Origin of the sequence: Tunturiibacter gelidiferens (assembly GCF_014201335.1) — a bacterium.
In the GTDB taxonomy this organism is placed as follows: Bacteria; Acidobacteriota; Terriglobia; order Terriglobales; family Acidobacteriaceae; genus Edaphobacter; species Edaphobacter lichenicola_E.
In genome coordinates this window covers 45,023-57,435 of the sequence record NZ_JACHEB010000014.1, presented here as the reverse complement: position 1 = coordinate 57,435, position 12,413 = coordinate 45,023, and the positions used below count along the sequence as shown (strand labels likewise).

Here is a 12,413-nt window from a genome sequence, read left to right as displayed (position 1 = left end):
TTTATCGGCCGTTGCGGCACACCTCAGTGGCTCGCCATTTCCTTCGAATCAACCATGCGCGGCTGTATCACCACACCATCAAACCAGGTCGTTCCAACCAGGTGATCGCCAATCGAACGAACCATTCTGAGATTCCAGCCGGTATTCCAATACTGAATCTTCCGATCGGGCAGGTGAACCGCGAATGCGATCGTATTCTTGCTTCCCGCGGCAATCAGGACACGCTGCGACGCAACATCATAAAAGATGCTGTTCACATCGCGGAGAAACAGGTCCTTGACCGTTTGCCACGTAGCTCCCTTGTCGTCGGAGACAAAGATCCCCTGCCGCCCTCCAACCCACAGTCCGCCTGCATCGTCCACAGCCATGGTTGAAATCTGATCGAGCGTCTCCGGAAGCTTGATGGCCGTCCATTGCTGACCGCCGTCTGAAGAAAGGACCGCAGAATTCAGACTCGATGCCAGAACAGTTGAGTTTCTGGCGGCCACAAAGTTCCAGCTCTTCGGTTCGAAGCCCGAAACTTCCTTCCAGCTTTGACCCGACGTAGCACTCGCGAAGAGCCCCGTGGAGGTTGCGGCATAGAGCGTGTCTCCTCCTCGAGCAAATGCGTTGACAGCCGCTTCGAAGGCATGAGCCGGTTGCGCAGTAGTTTTATGCGTTGAGGCCTCTGGCGCTTTGTGCGCTGCTGTCGCAGCAGTGGTCCGCCCCGAGGTCTTCTTTCCGGCTTTGGCAGGTGGCGCAGGTGGCGGATTGAAGGTTACGTTGTCCACGCGACTCCACACAGCTCCCTGGAGCCGATAGATTCCGTGACGCGTGCCAGCCAGCAAATTGTTATCCGGCCCCTGAACCAGACTGAACACGTCGTGCCCATTGAGTCCAGAACTCATCTGAGACCAATTCAAGCCGCCGTTCGTGCTGGCGAACACGCCACCCAGCGCCTTATCGTTCACCACACCCACGTAGATCGTCGCAGGGTTAGAAGCATCTGCAAGGTAAGAGGTGATCTGCCGCGCGGAAAATCCGGCGTTCGACTGAACAAATGAATTTCCTCCGTCATTGCTCGCCAACACGCCGCCCCGATCCGTTGCGAGCATCACCCGGTTCGAGTTGGTCGGGTCGACGTATACATCATTGACAATCACCTCCGGACCTGTGGTTCGCTGCCAGGTGGTTCCAGAATCTACCGTTCGCCACAGACCCTCAGTGGTTCCCGCAAACACAATGTTCCGATTCGTCGGATCCTGCATCAACACACGCGTTCTGCGCGCCGTGGAGGGAATTCCCTGGATCTTCTGAAAGACCTGCCCTGCAGTCTGGCTCTTATAAATTCCTGAGCATGCACTCGCATAAATAATCTTCGGATCCTTAGGATCCACGATGATCGAGAACACATCCGAGTCCTCGATAACGCCCTGTTTGATGTTGGCCCAATGCTGCCCGCCATCCACTGTCTTCCAAGGCAGATGCCATGTGCCCGCGTAGATAATCTGCGGATCGACCGGATCAATGGCGATCGATTCGACCTCATGCAGCTCTTGGCTTCCAGCAGGACTAATCAGCTTCCAGTGCGCTCCGCTATCGGTAGATTGGTAAACGCCCTTCAGTGTGCCGGCAACCAAAAGCTTCGGATCGGAAGGAGAAGGGGTAAGCGCGCGAATGGACTGACCCTGCATGTCGCCGACCGTCTCCCACGTCACTCCACCGTCTTTGCTGAGAAAGATGCCGCCGTCGGGACTACCAAGCACCCAGGCGCCCACCACGATTCGCTTCGAATCAGCGCCGCTGACCACAATCGAATCCAGCACCAGGTCATCCCGCTTGCCGATCCATGCCAGCCGCTTCCAGTCCGCACCGCCGTTCTTCGACTCGTACATCCAGCCCGTTGCCGTGCCCAGATAGAGATGAGTGCGATCGTGAGGATCGACCGCGAAAGCCCGCGCGTCCCCCCCGTCCGGACCGTACGGCAGCCAGCTTGCCGCATGTAACTGAAGGCAAAAGAGAACAACCACAAGAGTGACGAGCCTGACGGAAAAACGAAGAGATCTGTTCAAGGGAGGGTTCCTATCTGTACGGATTATCGAGCTTACGCACGAGCTTGTCCATAACACAAAGGCTGACTGGGAAGGTTCCCAGTCAGCCTTTGTGCTGAACTACCGCTAGTTGTTATTACTTCTTCTTGTGGTGAGTGGCTGGCGCCGTCCGTGGCTTGGCGGTTACTGCACTTTCATCCACGGGGGTGAGGCCAGTGTTGCTCAGGGTTGCGCCGGCTGGGATCAACGTCGTCGTCACAGTCTTGCCGTTGTCAGTACCGGTGTAGACCGAGATACGGCTGGCATCGATGCCCTTCTCCGTAACCAGGTAGGCCTTGGCGTTGACGGCACGCTCAGCAGCGAGCTGATCGCCCTTCTTCTCTGCGCTGTCCTTATCGCCAACCACAGCCAGCTTCGCATCGGAGGTGCGCTGCAGGTTGAGAGCGATATCGTCCAGGCAGGCCTTGGCTTCGTTATCAACACGAGCCGGCCGCTTCTTGTCGCGATCGAAGTTGATCGAGCAGAGTTGGCTGGTCGTCGGTGCTGGCGGCGGCGGCGGTGCATTCACCGTAACCGTCGTTGTGCACGAAGCACTCTGACCCTTGTCATCAACCACGTTCGCAGTCACCGTGATCGTTCCAGGTGCTGCACCAGTCGTAGTCAACGTCGCGGTTGAAGTGTTTCCAGTGACCGATCCAGCCGTCGAACTGTAGCTGTAGGTCAGAGGACGATTCTGCGGGCTCATACCGGTGGCGGTAATCGTCGAAGAATCTCCAGGAGCAACCGTGGAGGGGTTCGCCGAGCAGCTTACCGTCGGTGGATCAAACTGTTTCACTGTGTAGCTGGCCGAGCAGTCTGCCATCTCGCCAGGCTTTGCACCTTCCGTGACGTGTCCCTTCACGGTGTAGGTGCCGGGGCTCGCCGACTTCGTGTCAATGTTGGCTGTCGTCGATGTTCCCGAGATCGTGCCGCCATCAGCCGTCCACGAATAGGTCGCAGTCTTCTTCGGGTTCAGGTTCAAAGGTGTTCCTGTAACCGTGATCGGATCGCCAGGGTAAACCGTGGCAGGGGAGACTGCGCAGGAGTAGGTCACCGGCGGAGGAGGAATGATATGACCGAAGTGAGCCACAATGCCTGTGCTCAACTCAGCTCCACCCAGGTTTGTTCGGCCGCCAATCGCACAGCACGTCGGAGGAAATACTGGAGGACCGTAGCTCGTGTGGACGTAGCGATAGTCTGCCTGGAACAGCCGCAGAGAAAACTTATTATTGAAGAACGGCAGATCGTAGTCCATGCCGCCGCCGACCGTCAGGGTTGGTCCCCACTGATAGGGATTGTGATATCCACCTACATCGGAGTTAGGGCCGCCCAGCCGAGCGCCGCCCGCATGGGCATGCGCGAACAGCGTGAAGTTCTGCATCGGTGCGCGGAAGATTGGACCCGCGGACGCCGCATACAAACCATCGTTATTCCCGTCGGGATGGGCCGCAAACATGATCTCGCCGCCAACCCACTTGTTGAAGTAGTACGCGCCGCTGCCAATCGCACCTACGTCGATGGACGAGTAGTTGATCCCTTGCGGCTTCACTGAACCGTGAGCCCCGAAGTACGAATACCCCATGAATACGTCGATGCGTGAAGGGTTCGGCCCCACCGGGGCGGCTGGACCGGCAGTCTGCGCACTGAGGCTGGCAGCTCCGAGGCCGACTGCACATACAGCCAGTACAAACCGGCGTGTGTTACGAAACGGGCGATAAACCATACGAGTTCCTCCACTCAAAGTCTTACTTTTTACGAGCCTTCACGTCATCTACAGGGATCGTTTTGTTGGTTCGATTCTTTACAGCATACTTCAGTTGCTAATGCTTCCGGAAAAAAAATACTCCTCGATGACACTATTTTCAATAGGTTACCAGCGAGAAAGGCAAAACGTGCCTGGGTTAGGCAGGAGGAACCCATCCAGTAAACCGCACTTTTGTTGGTGCATTAACTCAAATTCAGGGTTTTTCGTATTGTGCCGCGCTCTTGCTGGATTTTTTCCTGCAAAAGCGTGATGGCATAGAGCAACTGCTCCGGACGAGGCGGGCACCCGGGAACGTACACATCGACCGGAATCACCTGATTGACCCCCTGCAGCAGAGCATAGTTGTTGAAAACTCCGCCCGAGGTCGCGCAGGCACCCATGGAAATCACCCACTTTGGCTCCGGCATCTGCTCGTACAGTCGCCGAATCACAGGCGCCATCTTTTGCGAAACTCGTCCAGCAATGATCATCAGATCGCTCTGCCGAGGCGACGGACGAAAGACCTCCGCCCCAAACCTCGCAATGTCGTACCGCGATCCACCCATCGACATCATTTCGATCGCACAGCACGCCAGGCCAAAGGTCATCGGCCAGATCGAGTTCTTTCGCACCCAGTTGATCGCAGCGTCTACCGAGGCCAGCACCACGCCCTCTGGCTGCTGCTCACCCCAGCTCACCTCGGTCACCTTCTCATGGTTTTTTGCAGAGCTGTCGAGGGTTCCAAAGATATAGCGATCGTTCCTCTGGGGAGTTCCTGTCGGACGGCCGTTGCTCGTGTTCTCGCTGCTAGGTGTGCTCATGTCTCTAATATAAAACTCTCACTGCAGTCCGCGCAGCTTATTTCACCTTAGACCGCCTAGCGTGCGTTCTCCTCAATCGCCCGCAACATGGCCTCGAGCAGCTGCTTCTCCTCGTATCTATCCAATTTCGCGCCATTTCGCGTCAGGTAAAAGACGTCGATGGCCGTCTCCCCCTCCGTATCCACCAGAGCCACCTCAATATTGCAGCCTTGCGCCGCCAGCGTCAGGCTCAAAGCACGCAGCAGCCCCGTCGTATCCTGCGCCACCACCTCAAGCAGAGTACTGTGCGTTGAAGCGTCGTCATCGAACTCCACTCGCGTTTCCACCACCACCAGCGGCGCCTTTCGCCTCCCTCTCCGCCTTCCGCTCAGCAGCTTCTCCAACGAAACCGCACCGGTCATCACATCATGCACACTCTTCACAAACGCATCATGCTCTGACGCGTTCATCTCCAGCGTCCGAAAGCTGTCCGTGAACCGGAAGGTGTCCACCACCACACCCTGCCGATTCGAAAACGCATCCGCGGTAACGATGTTCATCCCCCACGCCGCCAGCACACCGGCCATCGTCGCAAACAACTGCGGCCTGTCCCGCGTCACCAGCGTCAACTCGCTCACCGCGGGCGCATAACGAAAATCCAGTTGCACCGGATCGCCCGCAAACCCCATCGCCATCTTGAAGTGTGTTCGCACCTGCTCAGGAGTCCTGGTCAGCACATAGCGCTCAGGAAAACCCTCCAGATACTCGAGCACCGCGGCCTTCTGCCCCGGCAGCAGCGCCACCACACGATGCACCAGCTCGCGCTCTTCCTGCGCTCCCAGCCGCTCATCATCCACGCTACGGTCCAGATAGTTCGCCGTCGCAATATAGAGCCGCCAGAGATTCTCCGCCTTCCATGGAGTCAGCGCATCCGGATGCACCGCATTAATATCCGCATACGTAAACAACGTCAGCATCCGCAGAGCCTCAGGCGTCTGCATCTTCCCTGCAAACGCACTCACCGTCTCCTCATCAAAAATATCTCTGCGCAGCGCGGCCGACATCTCCAGGTGATTCGCGATAAGATTCACCACCAGCCCGCTCTCATACGTATCCACCTCCAGCCGCTCCAGAACACTCTCGGCCATCCGCGCACTCTCCCGCGTATGATCGCCCGTGCTCCGCCCCTTGCCGGTGTCATGCAGCAACGCCGCCAGATACAGCAGCTCCGGATGCGGCAGCTCTCGCAGCACGCCGCCAAAACGCGTCGCCCACTCCGCCATCCCGCCCGTTTGTGGGCTCTCCAGACCATGCAGCGTATCGATCAGCACGAACGTGTGTTCATCGACCGTGTAACGGTGATAAGCGTCCCGAATCACCAGCGCATCGATCCCATGAAACTCCGGAATCAGCAGCTCCAGCACGCCCAGCGCATGCATCGACCGCAGAGCATCCCCGGCATAGGCACCCTTCAAGATGCCCTGTAGATGATGCCACAGCGCTGGCCCCTCCTCAAGATGTGCCGACAACAACGGCAGCCCCTGCGAGAGACTCTCCTCAGCATCTCTCCCCAACGTCACACCCGTCCGCGCCATCGCTGCAAACACCAGCAGCACCACATCCGGATCATCAGCCGGATCATGACCAAACTCGGCCGCAGTCTCTAGCAATACTCGTCCGCGTTCAAGGCGAAACCCGCGTTGCTCGACCTCCACCTTCCGGTCGCGCTTCGATCCAAGCAGCCTGGAGGAAGAAGAAGTCGGCAACTCCTCCAGCATCTGCCCCACCCGCCGCTCCACGCTCCGGGCATGCCGAAAGTAGAGCCGCATCCAATAAGCCGCATCAGCCTTCTTCGGCTTGCGCCCCGTCATCCCGACCATCGTCTCCGCTGCGGCATCCTGTGCCTGCCAGTCCAGCGTGTTGTCATCCCGTTCATGCCGATAGTGCAGGAAACACCGCACCAGCCAAAGAAAATCCACCGCCTTGCGAAACTCACCCTCAGCCACAAGCGGTGCTCCATCCGCCATAGCAGCGCCCTTCTTCTGCGACAACGCCGCAACCCCGCGCAGCTTCGTCATCCATCCGCAAACATGCACATCTCGCAGCCCACCTGGACAATCCTTGATATTAGGCTCCAGGTGAAACAGCGTATCTCCGTACTTCGAATAGCGCGACCGCGTCAGCTCCAACAGTCGGACCATCATCGCCTTGTGCTCCCGCTGCAGCAGCTTCGGCACAGATTGCTCCGACAACCTGTCGTAGAGAGCCGCGTCCCCCGTCACCCAGCGATGATCCATCAAGGACAGCGCGAACTCCGCATTCTCCGGATCGAACTTCTCGCACTCCGACAGTCTCCGCGTCGCCGGCGAGACGCGAATCCCACAATCCCACATCTCCTGATTCACACGCCGCAGCGCGTCTTTGATATCTTTCTCGGCCAGCTTCTCGTTCAGCAGAAAAAGCAAATCGACATCCGAATAAGGAAATGACTCCCGTCGCCCGTATCCACCGATCGCAACCAGCGCAATCCCTGTCGCAAGCCGCGAATCCCGCTCCACCGCCTGCACCCACAGACCGCGCACCAGATCATCCAGGGCCGCAGCCCGAGCCGCAATGGTCACTGCCCCCGAAGCACCCCCCGCCTCGAACGCACCACGAACCTCCAGCATCTTCCGCTGGTACGCCGCGCGCCCTCCGCCGCTCCCTGTGGATTTAGTCTCCTGCATGGCCATTTTTGCTCGAAAGAATCTTAAGCATACAGCCAGGTCACTTCGTGACGCGTATACCGGCTTCGCCCTGGCCAACCGAAGGGATACTCAAGTCACGAAGTGACCGCACCGCGCGTAGCGGGCCCGTCCGGCAGGACACATCTTCACCCTAAAGCGCAATCTCGCCACGCTCATCGTTACGAATCCGAATCGCCTCATCGATCTTCGATATAAAGATCTTTCCATCCCCGATCGTCCCAGTTCGCGCCGCGCCCGTAATCGCCAGAATCGCCTTATCCAGCATCTCGTCCGCGACCACAATCTCGAGCTTCACCTTCGGCAGCAGATCAACCGAGTACTCCCGTCCACGGTAAAACTCCGTATGCCCCTTCTGCCGCCCGTGTCCCCGAGCCTCGGTGATCGTCATCCCTTCAACCCCAATCTCCACCAACGCATCCTTCACCGCGTCCAGCTTCGACGGCTGAATCACCGCTTCAATCTTCTGCATATCTCTTCCTCTCAACCCGTCGTTCTATCGGCCAAATTTTAGTGCGCCCAATCGTATCCTTCTTCGCCGTGCTGCGAAAGATCCAATCCCTCGCGCTCATCATCCTCACTCACTCTAAGCCCGATCAGTTTATCGACGATAAAAAGTATCACCAGCGTTCCCACAATCGAGAGAACCCACGCAATCACCACGCCAATCAACTGATTCAGCAACTGGTGCCAATTCCCCTCAAGCAACCCCGTGGCCTTTCCCGCCCCAAAGATCGGATTGACGATGCTATTCGCAAAGACACCGGTCAGAATCGCGCCCATCGTCCCGCCCGCACCGTGCACACCAAACGCATCCAGCGAATCGTCATACCCAAACGCCGCCTTCACCTTCACCACCATGAAATAGCAAAACACCCCCGCGATCAGCCCAATCCAAAGCGCCGACATCGGCGTAACGAACCCTGAAGCCGGAGTAATCGCCACCAGCCCCGCCACTGCGCCCGAGATCGCGCCCAACGCCGAAGGTTTGCCCTGCCGCATCCACTCCGCCACGCTCCAGCCAATCGCCGCAGCAGCCGCGCCAAAGTGTGTCGCCACAAAAGCCGAAGTCGCCAGCGTCCCGGAACTCAGCGCCGAACCGGCATTGAACCCAAACCAGCCCACCCACAACAAACACGCCCCGATAAAACTCAGCACCACAGAGTGCGGCGGCATCGGCACCTTCGGATACCCCAGCCTCTTGCCGAGATAAAGCGCTGTCACCAGCGCCGAAACACCCGACGTCACATGCACCACAGTCCCACCCGCAAAGTCCAGGCAAGGAAAACGCCCGCCGAGCGAGGCATTCAAGAACCCACCCTTACCCCACACCATATGCGCCATCGGGCTGTACACAATAAGCGCCCACAGCACCATAAACACCAGCATCGCCGAAAACTTCATCCGCTCCGCAAACGCTCCCGTAATCAGCGCCGGAGTGATAATCGCAAACATCAACTGATACACCATGAACGTCTGCAACGGAATCGTCGCCGCGTACTTCACATCCGGCGCCAGCCCCACCCCCCGCAAAAACACATTATGCAGCCCGCCGATAAACGCATTTCCCTCGCCAAACGCCAGCGAGTACGTCACGAACGCCCACAACACCGTGATCACCGCCATCATGGCGAAGGTCTGCATCATCGTGCCCAGAATATTTTTCTTCCGCACCAGCCCGCCGTAGAACAGCGCAAGCCCAGGCCCGCTCATCATCAACACCAGCGCCGCCGAAACCAGCATCCACCCGTTATCGCCCGCGGTCTGTGCCGCCGCAATCAACGCCGCATTATCCGCGTTCTGCTTCTCGAGCGCCGCAATCCTGTCGGCTTGGCTCAATGTCGCACTCGATCCCGCAACAGGAGCCGTCTGCGCCATCACCCTCACTCCACCCAATACTGATCCGCCAACTATCAGCGCAAACAGAAAAGACAGAAACACCCTCGCCACTGGAAGACGCATGGTTCAATCACCCGTTTCAAAGTTAGTCATTTCAAAATAAACGAAAGTTAGCAGGAGAGAAGAGATACGCCGTCAATTCGCCAAGCTGGCAGCCTACGACTCAATCTTCACACATCAAAAGGAGCAAAGCACCTCGGCACCGCTCCGGTTCGCTTTACTCTACACAAGGCAGCGCGCAACACAAAGCAAGAAATTCGTCCGCAGCTTTTACCGCAGCAGTCACTTCTTTCGAAAGGCACTCACCATGTCGACCGCAACCCTCCACCGCTGGAGCGAAATAGAACCCGAGCAACTCAATCCACTCCTCACCCGTCAGTTTGTCACCGGCAGCCTCGCCATGTTCGCTCGCGTCGTGCTCGCCAAAGGCTGCGTCGTCCCGCGGCATTCCCACCCGAACGAGCAGATCACCTTCATCACCGAGGGCGCGCTCCGCTTCGACTACGACGACGGAACCTCACACACCGTCAAAGCAGGAGAGATACTCGTCATTCCCGGCAACCTCGCCCACTCCGCCACCGCCCTCGAAGACACCATCGACTTCGACATCTTCGCCCCACCGCGCCAGGACTGGATCGACAAAGACGACAGCTACCTCCGCCGATAAAAGAGTCCACCGGTCATCGTCATCTCGACCGAAGCGACTCACAGTCTGATCGTGAGTCGCGAAGTGGAGAGACCCCCGTATTTTTCTTTCTCCGAATCGCCGCGCCCAGCTCATCCACGCTCCATCTTCGACATCTTCCCCACAAATCCCGTACCCTTGATCAGCTTTCAACGCGCATCGGAGAATTCATGAAGGACCTGGTCCAAAAGCAACTCGCTCAAACTATTGCGACCCTGCAAGCTGTCCTCGCCGACGAAACCATCTCCCACACTCTCGTCTCCATCGCCAAACTCACCGCCGAGGCCATGCAATCCGGCCACAAGCTTCTGGTCGCCGGCAACGGTGGCTCCGCTGCCGACGCCCAGCACCTCGTCGCCGAGTTCGTCGTCCGCCTCACCGTCAACCGCGCCGCCCTCCGCGCCATTGCACTCACCACCGACACCTCCATCCTCACCGCCACGGGTAACGACTACGGCTTCGACCATCTCTTCTCCCGCCAGATCGAAGCCATTGGCCAACCCGGCGACGTCTTCCTCGCCATCTCCACCTCTGGCAACTCGAAAAACATCATCAAAGCCCTCCAACAGGCAAAGATGATCGGCATCGCCACCATCGGCTTCTCCGGCAGCGACGGCGGTCTCATGGGCCCCCTCTGCGACTACACCATCGTCATCCCCTCCAACGTCACCATGAACATTCAGGAGTCCCACCTCGCTCTCGAGCACATCTTCTGCATGCTCGTCGAACGCTTCACCTTCGGCCACGACCTCGACAAGAAGCCCCAGATCCTTAGCGAGTAATCTCTACTCAAGATCCTGCTTCAGCCGCGTAAGCAACTCCACAGAAGGCCGCGCATACTGACTGATCCAACGGTCATAGATCTCTTGCACCGGAACCACGTTCAAATAGTTCCACCGGTTACGCCCACTCTTCTTCACGATCACCAGATCCGCACCTTCCAGCACCCCTAGGTGCTGCATCACCGTGCAACGATCCACTCGCTTGAAGTGCGCACAAAGCTCCCCTGTCGTCTTGGGCCCATCCTTCAGCAGGTCCAGGATCTCCCGCCTCCGGTCATCGGCCAGCGCTTTGAACACTGCGCCCTGAAAGTCTTTTCTTGACATGTTATAAAAACATAACATATAAATATCGCCAATCCACCATGAGGTGAACCACCCATGCAACTCAAATTTCAAGTCCAGACCAAGATCCAGAAGCCCCTCGCCGAGGTCTTCGACGCCGTCTACAACCCCACCAAACTCAGCGCCTACTTCACCACCGGCGGCACCAGCGCACCGCTCGACGAAGGCACCACAGTCATATGGCGCTTCGCCGACTTTCCCGGCGGCTGCCCCGTCACTGTAAAAAAAATCACGCCCAACCAGCAGATCGTCTTCGAGTGGCCGGCATACGAGCCGCCCACCAAAAACAAGCTCCCTCTGCCAGATGACTACAAGACCACCGTCGAGATGACCTTCGAAGCTCTAAGCCCTACTAATACCCTCGTCCGTATCTCCGAATCCGGCTGGCGCGAAACCCAGCAGGGTCTCGACGGCTCTTACGGCAACTGCCACGGATGGACCCAGATGAGCTGCGCCCTCAAAGCCTTCCTCGAATACGGCATCAACCTCCGCAAAGGCGCTTACTAAACCTCAGCGTTGAGCTGTCTCAGCAACCTTCCGTTTCGAACGCCCAGAACTACTGCGGACCGCGCTCCATGGCCTTCACGGCTTCGTCCGTCGTCGGAACCGCATGCGCAATAAACGCATAATTGATGAGTGCCGCGGTGTACCCATAGCCCCACTCCGGGTGCTTTGGCCCCGCCGTAGCGTCTTTCACGACAGCAACCTCGAAGCCTTGCTCGACCAGCTCTCGAAGGTGAGATTCAACGCACATATTAGCCAGCATCCCGCCCAGAATGATCTTGCTGATCCTCCGTTTGCGCAGTTGTAGAACAAGGTCATTGCTCTCCGGTCCCCACACACGATGCGGTGAAACGACAATGGTTTTGCCATCCTCGATGTAAGGCTTGAATCGCTCCAGCCAGTCTGCACCCGATCCTTTGAAGCCATCAAGAGTCAAGACCCCTTTGCGACCAAACTCGTTATGAACAACCTCATCGGTTTCGAGAGGACCGTTGAACTTCCATCCTCTATCGGTTGGGTAAAAATAATGCGGTGAGATGAAGACCTCGTATCCATAGGCCTTCGCGGCCTTGAAGATACGTTCCATATTCTCAATCGTGTTGTTCTCTTTGAGACTTTCATGGAGCAGCGGCCAGCTAAGTCCCGTTTCACTCAACACGTCATTCTGTGGGTCGATAAAAACTACCGCGGTGTCGTTCTTGTCGAAGTTCATGGTTCGCCTCTTTGCATGAGAGATGTCCGTCGGATAGCCAGCCACGAATCGAATCGTGTCATGGCGTCCACCGGATGGGAATCTGTGCATGGGCCCTAAAGAGGAATTATGATCTCGTTGACTCGATACCAA

The 12,413-nt window shown here is 57.7% G+C and carries 11 protein-coding genes; 3 read left to right on the top strand and 8 right to left on the bottom strand.

The genetic code is table 11. The annotated features are described in order from the left end of the window. Positions 1-23: 23 nt before the first annotated feature. The 6 genes from HDF14_RS23215 to HDF14_RS23190 all read right to left on the bottom strand — a co-directional run bounded on the left by HDF14_RS23215 (position 24) and on the right by HDF14_RS23190 (position 9,319). Positions 24-2,051 carry a WD40/YVTN/BNR-like repeat-containing protein gene (locus tag HDF14_RS23215; RefSeq protein ID WP_260698529.1) on the bottom strand — a complete coding sequence of 676 codons (2,028 nt, stop codon included), beginning with the start codon at positions 2,049-2,051 and terminating at the stop codon, positions 24-26. A 115-nt stretch (positions 2,052-2,166) separates the two neighbouring features. Continuing rightward, positions 2,167-3,792, bottom strand: a complete 1,626-nt coding sequence (locus tag HDF14_RS23210; protein ID WP_183981141.1) for an OmpA family protein — start codon at positions 3,790-3,792, stop codon at positions 2,167-2,169. A 224-nt stretch (positions 3,793-4,016) separates the two neighbouring features. After that, positions 4,017-4,634: an NADH-quinone oxidoreductase subunit B gene (locus HDF14_RS23205; RefSeq protein WP_183981140.1), complete on the bottom strand. Its 618-nt coding sequence runs from the start codon at positions 4,632-4,634 to the stop codon at positions 4,017-4,019. A 56-nt stretch (positions 4,635-4,690) separates the two neighbouring features. Next, the gene (gene glnD, locus HDF14_RS23200; protein WP_260698528.1) at positions 4,691-7,339 is read right to left on the bottom strand and encodes a [protein-PII] uridylyltransferase; all 2,649 of its coding nucleotides are present in this window, start codon (positions 7,337-7,339) and stop codon (positions 4,691-4,693) included. 151 nt (positions 7,340-7,490) lie between these two features. Continuing rightward, entirely contained in the window at positions 7,491-7,829 is a 339-nt protein-coding gene (locus tag HDF14_RS23195; RefSeq protein WP_183760094.1) for a P-II family nitrogen regulator, read from the bottom strand. Positions 7,830-7,867: 38 nt separating this feature from the next. After that, a complete protein-coding gene (locus HDF14_RS23190; protein ID WP_183981138.1) occupies positions 7,868-9,319 on the bottom strand; it encodes an ammonium transporter in 1,452 nt (483 codons plus the stop codon). A gap of 244 nt (positions 9,320-9,563) precedes the next feature. On the opposite strand from HDF14_RS23190, the gene HDF14_RS23185 reads away from it, so the two are divergent. Together HDF14_RS23185 and HDF14_RS23180 are read left to right on the top strand one after the other, a co-directional pair. Further along, positions 9,564-9,923, top strand: a complete 360-nt coding sequence (locus tag HDF14_RS23185; RefSeq protein WP_183981137.1) for a cupin domain-containing protein — start codon at positions 9,564-9,566, stop codon at positions 9,921-9,923. Between the two features lie 188 nt (positions 9,924-10,111). Next, positions 10,112-10,723, top strand: a complete 612-nt coding sequence (locus HDF14_RS23180) for a D-sedoheptulose-7-phosphate isomerase (protein ID WP_183981136.1) — start codon at positions 10,112-10,114, stop codon at positions 10,721-10,723. Positions 10,724-10,726: 3 nt separating this feature from the next. Here HDF14_RS23180 and HDF14_RS23175 read toward each other — a convergent pair whose 3' ends face one another. Next, positions 10,727-11,047: a helix-turn-helix domain-containing protein gene (locus HDF14_RS23175; RefSeq protein ID WP_183981135.1), complete on the bottom strand. Its 321-nt coding sequence runs from the start codon at positions 11,045-11,047 to the stop codon at positions 10,727-10,729. Positions 11,048-11,101: 54 nt separating this feature from the next. On the opposite strand from HDF14_RS23175, the gene HDF14_RS23170 reads away from it, so the two are divergent. After that, positions 11,102-11,572 carry an SRPBCC family protein gene (locus HDF14_RS23170; RefSeq protein ID WP_183981134.1) on the top strand — a complete coding sequence of 157 codons (471 nt, stop codon included), beginning with the start codon at positions 11,102-11,104 and terminating at the stop codon, positions 11,570-11,572. A gap of 49 nt (positions 11,573-11,621) precedes the next feature. Here the strand turns inward: HDF14_RS23170 and HDF14_RS23165 are convergent, their stop codons facing one another. Further along, complete coding sequence (locus HDF14_RS23165) at positions 11,622-12,281, bottom strand: cysteine hydrolase (RefSeq protein WP_183981133.1); 660 nt, start codon at positions 12,279-12,281, stop codon at positions 11,622-11,624. Between the last annotated feature and the right edge of the window lie 132 nt (positions 12,282-12,413).

Bases quoted from the DNA above. Each gene is read 5' to 3' on its own strand.
- HDF14_RS23195 (WP_183760094.1), bottom strand. From the start codon at position 7,829: ATGCAGAAGATTGAAGCGGTGATTCAGCCGTCGAAGCTGGACGCGGTG.
- HDF14_RS23185 (WP_183981137.1), top strand. From the start codon at position 9,564: ATGTCGACCGCAACCCTCCACCGCTGGAGCGAAATAGAACCCGAGCAA.
- HDF14_RS23210 (WP_183981141.1), bottom strand. From the start codon at position 3,792: ATGGTTTATCGCCCGTTTCGTAACACACGCCGGTTTGTACTGGCTGTA.
- HDF14_RS23175 (WP_183981135.1), bottom strand. From the start codon at position 11,047: ATGTCAAGAAAAGACTTTCAGGGCGCAGTGTTCAAAGCGCTGGCCGAT.
- HDF14_RS23190 (WP_183981138.1), bottom strand. From the start codon at position 9,319: ATGCGTCTTCCAGTGGCGAGGGTGTTTCTGTCTTTTCTGTTTGCGCTG.
- glnD (WP_260698528.1), bottom strand. From the start codon at position 7,339: ATGCAGGAGACTAAATCCACAGGGAGCGGCGGAGGGCGCGCGGCGTAC.
- HDF14_RS23170 (WP_183981134.1), top strand. From the start codon at position 11,102: ATGCAACTCAAATTTCAAGTCCAGACCAAGATCCAGAAGCCCCTCGCC.
- HDF14_RS23180 (WP_183981136.1), top strand. From the start codon at position 10,112: ATGAAGGACCTGGTCCAAAAGCAACTCGCTCAAACTATTGCGACCCTG.
- HDF14_RS23205 (WP_183981140.1), bottom strand. From the start codon at position 4,634: ATGAGCACACCTAGCAGCGAGAACACGAGCAACGGCCGTCCGACAGGA.
- HDF14_RS23165 (WP_183981133.1), bottom strand. From the start codon at position 12,281: ATGAACTTCGACAAGAACGACACCGCGGTAGTTTTTATCGACCCACAG.